Source organism: Alteromonas sp. H39 (assembly GCF_047556435.1).
Classification (GTDB): Bacteria; Pseudomonadota; Gammaproteobacteria; order Enterobacterales; family Alteromonadaceae; genus Alteromonas.
This window is the reverse complement of sequence record NZ_CP180210.1, coordinates 1,133,374-1,148,019: the sequence shown is the minus strand read 5'-3', so window position 1 is coordinate 1,148,019 and position 14,646 is coordinate 1,133,374. Positions and strand designations below refer to the sequence as shown.

16 protein-coding genes are annotated in these 14,646 nt (G+C 49.4%); 3 read left to right on the top strand and 13 right to left on the bottom strand.

Features of this window, described 5'->3' with window-relative positions:
• Positions 1–58: 58 nt before the first annotated feature.
• From ACLBLI_RS04960 to ccmA, 10 genes are read right to left on the bottom strand one after another with little or no spacing between them, the layout of a single operon-like run.
• Entirely contained in the window at positions 59–868 is an 810-nt protein-coding gene (locus ACLBLI_RS04960; RefSeq protein ID WP_414830905.1) for a VacJ family lipoprotein, read from the bottom strand.
• A complete protein-coding gene (gene ccmI / locus ACLBLI_RS04955; RefSeq protein ID WP_414830038.1) occupies positions 868–2,121 on the bottom strand; it encodes a c-type cytochrome biogenesis protein CcmI in 1,254 nt (417 codons plus the stop codon). The genes ACLBLI_RS04960 and ccmI overlap by 1 nt, the downstream gene beginning before the upstream one ends.
• Positions 2,118–2,564 (bottom strand): cytochrome c-type biogenesis protein CcmH, encoded by a 447-nt coding sequence (locus tag ACLBLI_RS04950; protein ID WP_414830037.1) that lies wholly within the window; start codon positions 2,562–2,564, stop codon positions 2,118–2,120. The genes ccmI and ACLBLI_RS04950 overlap by 4 nt, the downstream gene beginning before the upstream one ends.
• A complete protein-coding gene (locus ACLBLI_RS04945; RefSeq protein ID WP_414830036.1) occupies positions 2,561–3,181 on the bottom strand; it encodes a redoxin family protein in 621 nt (206 codons plus the stop codon). The genes ACLBLI_RS04950 and ACLBLI_RS04945 overlap by 4 nt, the downstream gene beginning before the upstream one ends.
• The gene (locus ACLBLI_RS04940; RefSeq protein WP_414830035.1) at positions 3,178–5,181 is read right to left on the bottom strand and encodes a heme lyase CcmF/NrfE family subunit; all 2,004 of its coding nucleotides are present in this window, start codon (positions 5,179–5,181) and stop codon (positions 3,178–3,180) included. The genes ACLBLI_RS04945 and ACLBLI_RS04940 overlap by 4 nt, the downstream gene beginning before the upstream one ends.
• Positions 5,178–5,648 carry a cytochrome c maturation protein CcmE gene (gene ccmE / locus ACLBLI_RS04935; protein WP_414830034.1) on the bottom strand — a complete coding sequence of 157 codons (471 nt, stop codon included), beginning with the start codon at positions 5,646–5,648 and terminating at the stop codon, positions 5,178–5,180. The genes ACLBLI_RS04940 and ccmE overlap by 4 nt, the downstream gene beginning before the upstream one ends.
• 21 nt (positions 5,649–5,669) lie before the next feature.
• Entirely contained in the window at positions 5,670–5,900 is a 231-nt protein-coding gene (gene ccmD / locus ACLBLI_RS04930; RefSeq protein ID WP_414830033.1) for a heme exporter protein CcmD, read from the bottom strand.
• Positions 5,901–5,903: 3 nt separating this feature from the next.
• The gene (locus ACLBLI_RS04925) at positions 5,904–6,647 is read right to left on the bottom strand and encodes a heme ABC transporter permease (RefSeq protein WP_414830032.1); all 744 of its coding nucleotides are present in this window, start codon (positions 6,645–6,647) and stop codon (positions 5,904–5,906) included.
• Positions 6,647–7,315, bottom strand: a complete 669-nt coding sequence (gene ccmB / locus ACLBLI_RS04920) for a heme exporter protein CcmB (RefSeq protein WP_414830031.1) — start codon at positions 7,313–7,315, stop codon at positions 6,647–6,649. The genes ACLBLI_RS04925 and ccmB overlap by 1 nt, the downstream gene beginning before the upstream one ends.
• On the bottom strand, positions 7,312–7,941 hold the full coding sequence (gene ccmA / locus ACLBLI_RS04915; RefSeq protein ID WP_414830030.1) for a cytochrome c biogenesis heme-transporting ATPase CcmA: 630 nt from the start codon (positions 7,939–7,941) through the stop codon (positions 7,312–7,314). Before ccmA ends, ccmB begins: the two co-directional genes overlap by 4 nt.
• Positions 7,942–8,120: 179 nt before the next feature.
• Between ccmA and ACLBLI_RS04910 the strand changes: the two genes are divergently transcribed.
• Together ACLBLI_RS04910 and ACLBLI_RS04905 are read left to right on the top strand one after the other, a co-directional pair.
• Complete coding sequence (locus ACLBLI_RS04910; protein WP_414830029.1) at positions 8,121–10,214, top strand: hypothetical protein; 2,094 nt, start codon at positions 8,121–8,123, stop codon at positions 10,212–10,214.
• Positions 10,211–10,522 (top strand): EscU/YscU/HrcU family type III secretion system export apparatus switch protein, encoded by a 312-nt coding sequence (locus tag ACLBLI_RS04905; RefSeq protein WP_414830028.1) that lies wholly within the window; start codon positions 10,211–10,213, stop codon positions 10,520–10,522. The genes ACLBLI_RS04910 and ACLBLI_RS04905 overlap by 4 nt, the downstream gene beginning before the upstream one ends.
• Before the next feature lie 43 nt (positions 10,523–10,565).
• Here ACLBLI_RS04905 and ACLBLI_RS04900 read toward each other — a convergent pair whose 3' ends face one another.
• Together ACLBLI_RS04900 and ACLBLI_RS04895 are read right to left on the bottom strand one after the other, a co-directional pair.
• Complete coding sequence (locus tag ACLBLI_RS04900) at positions 10,566–11,762, bottom strand: ABC transporter permease subunit (RefSeq protein WP_414830027.1); 1,197 nt, start codon at positions 11,760–11,762, stop codon at positions 10,566–10,568.
• Complete coding sequence (locus ACLBLI_RS04895; protein ID WP_414830026.1) at positions 11,746–12,552, bottom strand: ATP-binding cassette domain-containing protein; 807 nt, start codon at positions 12,550–12,552, stop codon at positions 11,746–11,748. Before ACLBLI_RS04895 ends, ACLBLI_RS04900 begins: the two co-directional genes overlap by 17 nt.
• Positions 12,553–12,736: 184 nt before the next feature.
• Between ACLBLI_RS04895 and ACLBLI_RS04890 the strand changes: the two genes are divergently transcribed.
• Positions 12,737–13,414 (top strand): hypothetical protein, encoded by a 678-nt coding sequence (locus ACLBLI_RS04890; protein WP_414830025.1) that lies wholly within the window; start codon positions 12,737–12,739, stop codon positions 13,412–13,414.
• A 172-nt stretch (positions 13,415–13,586) separates the two neighbouring features.
• On the opposite strand, the gene recA is transcribed toward ACLBLI_RS04890, so the two are convergent.
• Positions 13,587–14,627, bottom strand: coding sequence for a recombinase RecA (gene recA / locus ACLBLI_RS04885; RefSeq protein WP_414830024.1), 1,041 nt, complete (start codon positions 14,625–14,627; stop codon positions 13,587–13,589).
• Positions 14,628–14,646: the final 19 nt, after the last annotated feature.

Sequence of the window (14,646 nt, the reverse complement as noted above, 5' to 3'; positions counted from 1 at the left end):
AATGATATTTAGAGTGCCGTTTTTTGTTTTTTTGGGATATGGTCTACCGAAGTGGCATTTATTGCGTGTCTTCTTCCAGCTCGACATCCTCAAGCATAGACTCAAACTCTTCGAAGTTTTCCAGTTCCTCTTCTTCAATGGCTTTATCACCACTTTTGCCGTCAGTCACTTTAAATTCGAGATTTTCAAAATACGCATTTTTTACAAAGGCATAGTCATCCACGGCCTGTTCAAGCTGTTGCTCCTGATCCAGAAGTGCAGCGCGTCCTTCTAACGCGGAAATAACATAACGCGCCACTGCCAGATTATTATTCAGCACAGCCATCGGGTAATACATACCGTCAACGATATCACCTGAGAAACTTCGCGGATCATTAGGACCCAATACCGGGAACATCAAATATGGCCCGGTTTGCACGCCCCATACGCCAAGAACCTCACCAAATTCTTCTTCCTGACGGGCAATACCGACTTTCTCAGCCACATCAATAGTACCTAGCAGGCCCACTGTCGAATTGAGGACAAACCGGGCGAGACTATCCATCCCCTCATCCACCTTCCCCTGAAGCAGGTTATTGAAAAAGTTTGCTGGCTCCTGCAGATTTTCGGCAGCGTTAAGCAATCCAGTGCGCGCAAATTGTGGCATTACCGTCACATAGCCAACTGTTATCGGGCGCAACACATAGGCATCCAATACTTCCCAGTTAAAATCCCACATCACGCGGTTTACCGGCTCAAGCGGGTCACGTGGATCAGTTTGCGCATTGGATTCTGCATTAGCCTGTTCCTGTGCTGAATTTGACGCACATCCCGCGAGGGTGCCTGAAGCAATAAGCAGGCAAAGAAGGAGCGTACGGGTCTGTTTTATCACATCAGTTCCTTATCGATTATGAGTTCTCGTGAAATCATTTCACCGTTGATGACTTCTTCAGTAATTTGCCCCTGAAGTTCACCCGGGGCGGGGGTCACGTCCTCGTCAACTGAAATGCGGGCTGTCAGACGTGCGCGTTGAAGTTGCGTCAGTGAATACCCTGGCATCATAGCATTATCGCCAGATAGCGTGACAGTAACAGGAAAAGACTGTAACGGAATTTTAATCACAGCCGCAGGCATCCGGTTTTCCGATAATGCATCCTGCGCAAACACAATCAGATAGCCTTGGTCTGGTATTTTTTCAATTATCGCGTCAGCAGGCGTAATTGTCAGCGAAAACCCCGTCTGAACGGCTTGTTCCTGTGTGCTACCGGTTGGCACTGTTGAGGCACGCTGCTCAAGCTCTTCAAGCCGGGAACTAAGTCGCATCGCCATTTCACTGTCGGCGGGTAGTTTATCCCTTACCTGATCAAAATACTGTCGGGTCTTCTTCGCGTCGCCTAACTGCGCTGACGCTACGGCCATCATTAATGCCAGATTATCATTCTCCGGATTCGCACGTAGCAATAGCTGTAACTGGCGCTGCGCTTCACGAAGTTGAGCTTCATCGCCGGATACCATAAGTGCCTGAGCATAGGTAATGCGATTCTGACGATTTTGCGGATTAATTGACAACGCGCGCTGAATTGCCTGCAACGCTTGTGCATCCTGGCCTAAGGACATTTGCAGGCGGCCAAGATACATCCAGCCTTTGTCATCATCAGGGGTTTGTCGCAAGCGGGTACGAATAGCCAATGCCAGGTTCGCCACATCATCGCCCGTGAAGTCCTGCATATCGCCACTACTAAGCTTCTCACTCAATGCCGGCAAAGCGCGAATTGCCTCATCTGCTCTGTCCACTTCGGATAGATGGTTTACCTGCATGTAGACAACCACGCCGGCACCGAGCGCGACAATCGCACCAATAATGACAGGCAACGTCGCTTTGCCCTTTCTTTCATGCTCAAAATGGGTTTCATCTACCAGTGCCAGCTTAAGCTCATCACTTGCCTGGCGCTTGTCATGTTCTGAAATCAGTCCTTCTCTGGCTTCCCTTTCTAACTCTATTAGGCGTTGCTTTACTACCTGGATATTGTTCAGAGAATCACTCTTCGCATGATTCGCTTTACGTAACCAGGGAAAAACAATAAGCAGAATAACCAGTGTGATCAGTCCAGATACCACCAAATAAAACTCAGACCAACTCATTCTTTCTCCTGCTTAAGCATTGCTTCAGCCTTAGCCAGCTTTGCTGCCATGTCATCCGGTAACTCGGGCTTACGACGCCGCACTACCACAAGAATCGCGATAACGGCGAACAGGACGGGTATCGCCCATAGCCACATTGTCGCCACGGTCACCGGCGGCTGGTAGTGAACAAAATCACCGTACCTAGCCTTCATAAAATCAATCACTTGTTGCTCAGATTTGCCCTCTTTCAACAAGCTGTACACTTTACGGCGCATGTCATGAGCAATCATAGCGTCGCTGTCGGCTATATTTTGGTTCTGACACATAGGGCAACGTAATTCTTCCGTTAAGCGCAAAAAAGCCGCACGTTGTGCAGGATCCTCAAAGGCGAAATTGTCTTCGGAAGCATGTGTAGTCAACGACACCAACAGCAAAGCCAGAAGTATTGTGATGGCTCTCATGGCTGGCCTGCCTGTTGCTTCGACGATGGCAGTGCAGCCTCTTTCTCGGCCACGAGCTGCTGATAAAGCGGACCCACTTTGTTCTGCCATACACGCTCGTTGATATCCCCGATATGATGCATCCGTACAATACCGTTATGATCAATCAGGAAGTGTTCTGGTGCGCCGGTCACGCCCAAATCCAGTGACGTATCACGGTATACATCAAAAATATTGAAGGCATAAGGATTACCAAACCGGGAAAGCATTTCTGTCACTTCCTGCTGAACGCGGCTTAAGGTTTTGGTGCCAAAGTCAGGATCAAGGTCCTGATCGAAATACAAGCCAACGAATTTTACGCCCTGTTCATTTTTAAGCTGGGTCAGATACGGCATTTCTACTGCACAGGTGACACACCATACGCCCCACACGTTCAAAATGGTCACGTCACCCTTGAAAACCTCCGGGGTGTAAGTCACGTCTGGTTGCATTAAATCCGGCAGCGAGAATTCAGGAAGGGGCTTGCCCTTCACCTGTGAGTCCAGTTCTCTGGGATCAGAAAATAACCCCTGGAAAAGAAACACTACCAGAAGCGTGAAAAGTACAAGGGGGATGGCGACCAGAGGGAGCTTTCTCATACTGACTCTCCTGTAGCTTGCGAACGAAGACGGTTGATCGCGCGCTTGGCCTTTGCCACTTTCGCCATCCGGTAACGTCGGTCAGAGATAGAACAGACGCCTCCCAATGCCATTATCACGGCACCGCCCCAAATCCAGACGACAAAGGGCTTGATGTAAATACGCACTGCCCATGCACCGTCATCCAGCGGCTCCCCCAGCGCAATAAATAAGTCTCGGGTAAGGGTGGTATGAATGCCAGCTTCGGTCATCGGCATACGCTGCACTTTGTACATGCGCTTCTCTGGCTCAAGATGTACCAGCTTTTCATTATTCTGGTACACGTCAAAAATGCCCACATCGGCGGTATAGTTTGGCCCGTCACGCTTTACAAGATCAGTGAATTTGAATTGATATCCGCTCAGCGTCACCGTTTCTCCCGGTGACATCCTCACGTCCCGTTCTGTTTCATAGTTCGATACCAGGGTAATCCCAATCAGGGTAACGGCGAAGCCGAGATGACCCAGGATCATACCCCAGTGACTGGGCGTTAACTGGCGAAGTTTACTGATAGTCGATGTGTTAGTATCGGGTATAGCAGAAAGGCGCTGTAGCACTTCCTGTATGGATGTCACTACTATCCACGCGGCCATCACAAGTCCAAGCGCGGCCATATAAGTGGGCGCATCGTATGTAAAATTAATCAGCAGTGCGGCACTTGCTGCGAGGCCCGATGCAATCAGCAATTGCTTTTTCATTGCTGCCGCTTGCTGATGCTTCCATCGCGTCAGGGGCCCAAGACCCAGGAACAATACAAACGGCACTATCAGCAACGTGAACATTTGGTTAAAGAATGGCGCGCCGACAGAAATAGACCCAAGCCCTAACTCTTTATGAACCAGCGGCAGCAATGTACCCAGCAATACCACCAGAGTGGCGGCGCAGAGAAACACGTTGTTCCCCATTAAGAGGACTTCGCGAGAGAACACCTGATAGCGCCCTGGCGAGCGTAACTGAGAGGCCCGCAACGTGTACAACACCAATGCGAATCCGGTCAGCACAATCAGAATGCCAAGAATGAACAAGCCCCGCGTTGGGTCGCTGGCAAAAGAGTGTACGGACACGATTACGCCAGAGCGCACCAGAAATGTTCCCAATAAACTTAGTGAGAACGCGGCAATAGCCAGCAGTACCGTCCAGGATTTGAACACTTTACGTTTTTCTGTTACCGCCAGCGAGTGCATCAGTGCCGTGCCTACCAACCATGGCATGAACGAGGCATTTTCCACTGGATCCCAGAACCACCAGCCTCCCCAACCAAGTTCGTAGTAGGCCCACCAGCTTCCCAGCGCAATCCCTACCGTCAGAAAAGCCCAGGCGGCAATAACCCATGGTCGCGACCAGCGCGCCCAGGTGGAGTCCAGTTGCCCTGAAATCAGTGCAGATACCGCAAACGCAAACGCCACTGAGAATCCGACATAACCCATGTAAAGCGTTGGAGGATGAATAATCATTCCAAAGTCCTGCAACAACGGGTTTAAGTCTTTGCCATCAACAGGAAAAAACGGCAGCATGCTGTCGAACGGGTTGGAAGTCAGCAACATAAACAGGTAAAAACCAATCCCGACCATACCCAGTACAGACAACACCCGTGCGACCATTGCCAGCGGAATTCCGCGGCTAAATATCGCTACCGCTACCGTCCAGATTGACAACATCAGCACCCATAACAGGAACGACCCCTCATGGCCGCCCCATACCGCAGTGACTTTATAATAAATAGGTAGTTTGCTGTTCGAATGTTGGGCCACATACGCCACACTGAAATCGTCAGTTACAAATGCGTATGTCAGACACAGGTAAGCAATCAGAGTAAATAGAAACAAGCCAATCGCCAGCGGCTTGGCAGTCGCCATAAGCGTGTCATGTTGACGGTGTGCGCCCCAAAGTGGATACACCGCCAGTAAAATAGACAGCACCAGCGCTAAAGTTAGCGCGATATTACCAATTTCAGGGATCACTGCTGGCCACCCATATTCTCAGGCTTCACGTGCTTAATCCCTTTCATCTTTTCAGCCAGTTCCGGCGGCATATATTCTTCATCATGTTTAGCCAACACTTCCTGCGCCTTGATGGTGTTATTTGTAACCAGTACACCGGTGGCCACAATCCCCTGCCCTTCACGGAAAAGGTCAGGCAAAATACCGCTGTAGGTGACTGTCACAGCCGGGCCGGTATCGACCAAATCAAAACTCACAGCCAGTGACTCGCTATCACGTGAGACAGTGCCGGGAACGACCATACCTCCGATACGTAAGCGCTGACCAACCTGGGGAAGCTTGCCATTCTTGCCTTCGACAATTTCAGACGGCGTGTAGAATAAATCGATACTGTCGTTCAATGCATACAACATCAGGCCAATGGCACCTGCTACGAGCAGGCACACCGCACCTACGACAGCCAGTCTCTGCTTTCTTCTTGGATTCATGGATACAACTCTCTAAACCAACTAATTGTGTTTGGTGGTCTGCGCCACTTTTTCGCCGGTACGTTGTCTTGCTTTTTTTATACGTGCCTGTCGTGCCGATTCTTCTGCTACACGACGCAGTAACTGCTTGTGATTTTTATGGCTGATAACGGCGATTAGCACCATTACCAGTGCGGTAACACCAAAGGACAACCAGACATAAAAGGCATAGCCGCCCATGTGCAAAAATGCTTCAAAACTTTCAAACTGCATGGACTACCCCAACGCCTTCTCTGCCAGGGCTTTTACCCACGGACGCTGTATTTCACGACGAATAATCTCGTTTCGCATTCGCATTACGGTTACTGCCGCAATAAATAAGGCGAATCCCAGTAAATTAATTAGCAGCGGCCACAGCATTTCCGGTGCAATAGACGGCTTATCGAATTTACTGATGGTGGCTCCCTGATGTAGCGTATTCCACCATTCAACCGAATAATGAATAATTGGGACGTTTATCACCCCAACCAGCGCCATCACACCTGCCGCTTTCCCAGCTTGCTGCTTGTCTTCAAACGCACCATACAGGGCAATTACACCAAGATAAAGAAACAACAGAATTAACTCAGAAGTTAATCGTGCGTCCCATACCCACCATGCCCCCCACATCGGTTTGCCCCATGCCGCGCCGGTGAATAATGCGATAAACGTCATCAACGCCCCTACTGGCGCCATGGCTATCATGGCCATGTAAGCAGTTCGCCATTGCCAGACAAGACCGACAATCGCTGCCACCGCCATTGCCACGTAGGTACTCATTGACAAAATGGCGCTGGGAACGTGAATGTAGATTATGCGAAACGAATCGCCTTGCTGATAATCCTGTGGTGCGAACGCCAGTCCCCAGACGGTACCAACGGCGAGGCAAAGCAGTGCGCCAGTCCAGAACCAGGGTTGTAACGTTTTACATAACTGGTAAGCACGTTCAGTTTTTGCGTAAGGATGTAACCACTTCCACATCAGTTTTGACTCACTCTTAGCGAATACGCAATAGCAAAGGGCGACACCGCCATCGCCAGCAATAACATGGCCCCTATGATAGCAAGTTGGGGATGATATGGTAATTGTAACGCGGCAGAATCTACTGCTGAGGTGGCAAAAATCAGTAACGGAATAAACACCGGAATTAACAACAGCGCGAGCAGTATACCGCCACGCTGCAAACTTACGGTTAGGCCCACAGCGATTGCGCCAACAAAAGACAACAGTGGCGTACCCAGCAATAAAGTACATAGCAACGCGATATACATTGGCACCGTGAGATTCAGAAACATTGCCAGTAATGGTGACATTATCAATAGCGGCCCGGTGCTTACCAGCCAGTGAGTAAGTACTTTTACCGCTGCGATTAAGGCTACCGGAATACCTGAAAGCATCATTTGCTCTAAACTGCCATCCTGAAAATCATCGCGAAACAAACGTTCCATACCGAGTAACGAAGAAAGAATAGCGGCAATCCAGATAACCCCCGGGCCAATCATTTGCAACGTATCTGGCCCTGGCCCAATCCCCAGTGGAAACAACGTTACCACCATCAGCATAAACATCAGCGGCTGCACCAGTTCGGTTTTTTGCTGATACGCCAGCGCCAGTTCACGCTTTAACACACCTTGCCAAAGCCGACTCAAAACCGATACTCCAAATCAAATATTTTATGCTCACCGGCACGTGCAGAGAGCGGCTGGTGAGACGTGGTGATTATGGCGCCGCCGTCGCGGATGTGCTCGTAAAACTTATCTTCCAGCATTGCGACACCGTCGACATCTAACGCGGTAAACGGTTCGTCAAGCAGCCAGAATTCGGCAGGCTTAAGCCACAAACGAGACAACGCTACGCGGCGCTGTTGCCCTGCCGAGAGCATACGTATGGGAATGTCTTCAAGGCCAATAAGTCCCACTCGTTCTAACACCTCGTAAATCGTATGTGTAGAGACTGACGCTTTGTGTTGCGCACACCAGTAAGTGAGATTGTCCAAAGCATTCAGTGCACTACTCAAACCGCTTTTATGGCCAAGATAAAGACTTGCTTCGCAAAAACCCGAGTGAGGCGCACGAACGCTGATACCGTTAAATGTCACATCGCCGGACTCAGGCAAGCTAAGACCCGTGAGCAATCGCAATAGACTGGTCTTGCCTGCGCCGTTTGGGCCACGCAGATAAAGCAGCTCACCCTGTCTAAGTGTAAGCTGGAGGTTTTCGAACAAGATACGATCGCGCTTAATACAGGTGAGCGCGTTGGCGACAAGGCCTGTCAATCTTTACCCTTACTCGTTGATTCAGAGAGAAATTGGGCGCATTCTACCATATACGAGTGTGTTCGCACCTCACCCGTTAGCCTATTCGTCTTTTTTATGATTTACTTCAAATTTCAGGACCATTGCTACTCAGGCTAATCGCCACTTTAGTCCCGTGTGGCGCTTGCCGATAACAAACTATGAATTTTCAGTTACCCGAAGTGTCTGGTCTGCCTGCATCATTACAGCCAGCAAGCCAGAACGCTCCTGACAAGCTTCTTCAGGCCGCTACGTTATCAACTGTGGCTAAGGTAGCAATTGCCCGGTTACCTGAACAGATATTGCGGATTTCTGTACCTGGCGCAGAGAAAAAGCTAGAGCTGGATCTTCGCCTGCCTACCGCCGGTATAGTGAAAGACAATGCTCCGACTTTCATCGCCAGACCAGCAGGCAGGGATTCGTCGGCTGCCGTGCTGTTACAGGCACTGGAACAGCGTATTCAACAACCGCTCAATGCAAAAACTGAAACGGCACTCACGCAATATTTGACGCGTCTGACAGCCGTGCAGCCTCAGACCACGATGACAATTCAGGCGCGCGTAGAGTCAGCGTCTCAAAACACGCTGACCGTCAGCATAGACAACCTTAAAAGTTCGTCTGTCATATCTTTGCCTGTCAAAGGAAGTCAAGCCGTGCTGAACCCCAAAGATGCGATCACGGTTACCCTGAAATCGTTGCCTAAAGGGGGTTTTGAATTTGCCATCTCGCCCAGAAGCTCACAGCAGGCATCATCGGCTGTCTTGACTTCTGACGCCATCAGAGCTGGCGGTGAAACTGCAAACGCGTTGATTAATGCCAAACTTTCCCAATCCGGTATTACTCTCAGACAAACAGAGTCGGTCTCTGTGCCAAAGCCACTTGAACGTTTGGTACCCACTGTGTCTCGCTCGCTGCAGTCAGCCCCTCCCATTGAACAGGTGCTTTCGGTCAAAGTTGAGCGAAATGTAAGAGGCTCGTCTGAAATTCTGGCTAGGCAGGTCTCACTACAACCGGTGGCTAAAACCACGCTGCCAACCGATGTCCAGCAGGCTATGCGACTGCCCGTATTGGAAAAGTCAGCTTTGACAGCGTCCTCCATCGGCGCACTCCCAGAGGCTAAGGTGCTGTCTTCCGGTCTCACCAACGTTACTTCTGCCCGCGAGCAATCACCGGTATTGATGACACCAAAATCCGGCGCGGATAATTCTGCCATGAGCCCGGCCGACAAGATACAACCCACTCTGGAGCCGCAGGAAAGGGCTAAAATTCATGCTCAAATTATCGAGTTGTCGCGCATATTACTCAAAGATACCGGCTCGACAAAAGACGCCCTTGGCCAGCTGGTTCAAATCCTCAGGTCCGCACAGGTCAGCGCTGGCGGGCAAACAAAACAGACGCTTAGTCAGGTACTGTCAGCGATTCAGGGCACGGATCCCAAACCTGTCAAATCTGACACCGGGCAGCTGGCTGATGCTGGCGCGCCTGTTGACGCAAATAATAACGCGCAGTCAAAAACGCTTTCACAGCAAATTCAGAGCCTTATCTCGACGCCGGCACTAGCTCTGACACCGTTACAACTTACGACCCCAGCCCCGGCGAATAACCTCGTCGCCGGTCTGGTAATGTTGCTGCAACTGACTCTGGCCGGTCGCGCTATCAACAGACAGCCAGCCCTGGCCTCGCAAGCTGACGTGCCAGAGCAACTGCTACAGAAAGTCGTACCGCAATCCAGCGCATCAACATCCGCTCCTTCAAGGGTAAGCCAGGATCTCGCGTTGCTTGAAAGCCGAAGCCAGTTCATGAATCAGGTAAAGACGCTACTTGCCAATCATCAGCAACAAAAGCTGTCTCAGGCAGACTCCAGATTGCAGGGGCAGGATAGTTTGTATTATGTCCTGCCGGTAACATCGCAGAAGGGGGCACCACCGGAAATCCTGATTCGGGCTGATGAACGTGGTGGCCGACGCGCAGAATCCAATGATGACAAAAGAAAACTGTGGAATCTCACAATGAAGCTGGATGTTGGCGACATTGGCGAACTGCTGGCAAAGTCGAGGATAGAGGGTGATGTTATTGAGCTGGATCTGTATACGTCAACGGACGTTCTGCTGCAGCGCGTCGCAGACACGCTCCCGCTGCTAAAACGGCGGCTTACGGCCCTGGGTCTGGAAATCGCCCAGAGCAGTTATCAACGGGGTAAAATTCCATCAAGCCTGAATGATCGTCCCTACCACATTTTTGAGACGCAGGCATGACGTCTAAAATTCGTCGCGCAATCGGTCTGCGGTATAAAGGAGCCGACAAAAAAGAAGCCCCCAAGGTCGTTTCAAAAGGTTACGGAGAACTCGCAGACGCTATCATCGAGATGGCGGAAGAAGCGGGTGTACTGATCCATGAGGATCCCTACCTGAGTGATGTGTTGGCTACCCTGGATTTAGGGCAGGAAATCCCCGAATCGCTGTATTACGTGATTGCTGAACTGCTGGCATACTCTTATGTGCTGCAAGGAGAAGTACCAGAAGGCTGGGAAGGTCATCTTCCCGGAATGGTCCACAAAGCGTGAGCGCAGCAATGCACTCACGCTTGTGAAGTATTATCAGAAACACTTACCGGAAAAGTACCTTTTCTTTGTTAAACCAATAGACACTGAACGCGATAAGGGCTCCAGCAATTATGGCCGTCGACGTAAAAATTCCGAACAGCGCATAATAGTCCATGGTTCCCTTGATAAGTTCTTTCATGGCTAAGGCCACGTTGGTCAACGGTACCCAAACCCAGGCACCTTTTAACTCGATCCCTGGCATCATGGCGATCAGCACTGGGAAAATAATCACCATCACCAGGGCTCCCATGTAGCTTTGCGCTTCCTTAAATGAGCGGGCATAAATGGACAGCGTCAGCAGTAACGAAGCAAATATGGCAACAACCGGCACCAGCATAAAGAACACCAGCGCGAAGTCTGCCAGCCCAATCATTGACATCAAATTGGCAACAAACTCAACTGCCATCCCCTGCGAAATGACAATTCCCCAAACCGCCATACTGGTAACAGTGATGAGTGCGGAAATAACGCCTGACAGCGCAATCGCGAAAAACTTACCCAGAACAAGTTTATATCGCTCCATTGGAGAGATTAGCAGCGTTTCCAGTGTACCACGCTCTTTTTCCCCTGCTCCCATATCGGACGCTGGTGCCATTGCCCCTTGCAAACAAAGGAAAAACAGGAAGTAAGGCAACATAGCTCCTATACGCTCGCCCCAGACTTCGCGCTCGTCAGCAACGTTTTCTCTGGCAATTACAATGGGCTCCATCAGGGCATCACGCTGCGTTTCGCTAAGCGATAATGACTCAAATGCCTGCGACTGGTATTCATCTGAAAGCGTCTTTACGACTTCCTCAACGCGCCGGTAAACCTTATTGAGTCCGGCATCATTGAAATAAAGTTTGAGTGTATGCTGTCCTGACGAGAGGATATCTTCGTTATAGGTAGCCGGGATTTCCAGCACAAAGTCAATGTCATCCCGGTTAATCAGTGCGGCATAATCTGCATCCGCAGCAATTTCCACCTCTTCAAACTTGTCAGGCGCATCTTTCATAGCCTGATAAATAGCCGGCGCGTTAGCCTGCCCAACCATCGCATATTTCAGTACTTTATTTTCTGCATCGCTTACTGCACTGGTTGTAAAAAATATGGTTGCACCAAGAATTAGCGGAAATACCAATAGCGGCAGTGCAATCATAAATATCAGAGTTTTACGATCACGTAGAAGCTCTTTGAATTCCTTTTTAAAGATTAACCACATTGCTCTTCTCCATTTTGGTGCCGTCTAACGTGCTCAGGAAACTTTGATGCATATGGCCACCTGACAGGTCGCTAAATGCCTTAATAGTGCCATTGAATACCGTTTCTCCCTGATTGATCACAGCAACCTTGTCGCACAAGGCCTGCACTTCATCAAGGTGGTGTGTTGAAAAAATAACCGGCGTGCCTTGTGCTTTAAGCCGTTCGATAAATGCAATTACCGTTGAGGTCGCCATTATATCCAGACCTGTAGTCGGTTCATCGAGGATGACTAATTCAGGATCGTGGATAACGGCCCTTGCTATGGAAACTTTCTGCTTCATTCCAGAGGAAAAGTTTTCTGCCCGTCGATCAAGAAAGTTATGCATGTCGAGCAAATCGGCCATCTCGTTAATCTTGGCAGCAATGTCGCTTTTGCTTAAGCCGTGCAACTGCCCAAAATAAGCGATATTTTCGCGACCGGAAAGGCGTCCGTAAAGACCGGTTGAACTGGAGAGAAAACCAATTTTCTTTCGCGCGACGATAGGGTCCTTCAGCACATCTATACCGTTGATATTGACCTCTCCCTCATCGGGAGTCAGTGCAGTGGAAAGAATGCGCAGTGTAGTAGTTTTGCCTGCACCATTTGGCCCCAGCAATCCCAGTACCTGTCCGTCATCGCAAGTGAAGCTTACGTCTTTAACGGAATGGAAATAACGCCCTTTTAAACGTGGATCCTTTTTTTCCTGCTCACTAAGTTTTTTGGGTGATTCCACGGCAAATTTCTTAGCAAGGTGTGAAATTTCAATCATCCTGACCCCTTATTTCTTGTTGTTGTATGTTTCTCATTACTACAGTCCCTTGTCGGCAAGTTTTATTACAATACCCGGTTTAATTAACCGACGTGAATCGTTATTCCGATTTGCCTCCCACTCTACGACTTCTCGAATCTATTTGGTACAGTGAGATTGTTAGTATTTGTAAAATGGAATTGAAATGAGAAAACGTATTCGCTGGTTATGCTTTTTGGCTGTTTTTTTAACCGGCTGCAGCACAGTCACAGTGCATGTGAACACACGGTACCTCAGCGAACAGGAAACCCGCGAAATTGTTAATAAATTAACAGCCGCAGAGTTTACGGTAAAAACCAATACGCAGTTGTTTCCCTCTCAGGTTAGCAGTACGACCATCCTGTACTCCCCTCTTCTGCAAGACCGCGAAGCTATTTTCCGACTGGAAAAAGCCATAACCAGTGACTGGCCGGTAAGCTACATTCAGGCACTTTCAATAAGTAATCACTGGTACACTAAAAGCTCTATAGGCTTGTACGTTGTGCCTGCGAACGTCAACCCCCACAGAGGAACCAGTTCGGCCGACCTTGCCAACGTTTATACCGGGTGGCAGTGTAAAAGCAACGTCGTTTTAAATTTGCATCAGGACGGCACGTTCACGCTTCAGAAAAATGACCAGACTTACTCTGGAGACTGGAAAATCACCCGTTTCCCTTACCTTCAATTGAGTGGCTCGTCACCTTATCTTCATACCTACTTCGAGGTCTCGCAGCATGGCGAAGTCGATAAAATCAGTCCGGTAACGATCACGAGCCTGACCCCGCTGGAGAATGATTTTCTCAATGAAGGATGTGTTTTGACCTTTGGATTGCGAGATAACTGACTCATTTCGCTACAATCTTGCACTTTGCCAGATGATGTCCTTAGCAGTTAGCGCGTATACAATCGTCAACCCGATAGGATAAGAACTTGGTACTAACCACTATTGCTATGTCCGTATAAATAAAAAAGCCTGCATTCAGCAGGCCTTTTTCTAAGTCAGTTTTCACAATGCCTTACGACAATGTATCTTCCGATTCACCTTCCGCTTCCTCTGCTTTCACAGACTTGTTTAACAGCAACTCTTCGCGGATTTTAGTCTCAATTTCGTTGGCAATATCTTTATGCTCTTTAAGATAATTGATCACGTTAGCTTTACCCTGACCAATGCGGTCGCCTTTGTAGCTGTACCAGGCACCGGCTTTATCTACCAGCTTTTGCTTCACGCCCAGGTCGATAAGTTCAGCTTCTTTGCTTATCCCTTCGCCGTAGCGGATCATAAATTCTGCTTGTTTAAACGGCGGTGCCACTTTGTTCTTCACTACCTTCACGCGGGTTTCGTTACCCACCACTTCATCACCTTCTTTCACCGCACCAATGCGACGAATATCCAGACGAACAGAAGAGTAGAACTTCAGTGCATTACCACCGGTTGTGGTTTCCGGGTTACCGAACATCACACCAATCTTCATACGGATCTGGTTGATGAAAATACACAGGGTATTGGAGCGCTTAATATTCGCAGTCAGTTTACGCAGCGCCTGTGACATCAGACGTGCCTGAAGGCCGACGTGCGAGTCACCCATATCCCCTTCGATTTCCGCTTTTGGTGTCAAGGCGGCTACCGAGTCAACGATGACGACATCAACAGCACCTGAACGAACCAGCATGTCACAGATTTCCAGCGCCTGTTCACCCGTGTCTGGCTGAGATACCAGCAGATCGTCAATGTTTACGCCAAGCTTACCTGCATACAACGGATCCAGCGCATGCTCGGCATCGACGAATGCGCATGTCTTACCTTTTTTCTGCGCTTCAGCAATAACCTGCAACGTCAGCGTGGTTTTACCTGACGATTCAGGTCCATAGATTTCTACTACACGCCCGCATGGCAATCCGCCTATACCCAGCGCGATGTCGATACTCAGTGAACCGGTAGAGATGGCTTCGATATCCATTGCCTGGTTGTCGCCAAGACGCATGATAGCGCCCTTACCGAATTGCTTTTCAATTTGCCCGACTGCTGCAGACAGTGCTTTTGATCTGTTGTCGTCCACGTTATTATCCTCTGGGATG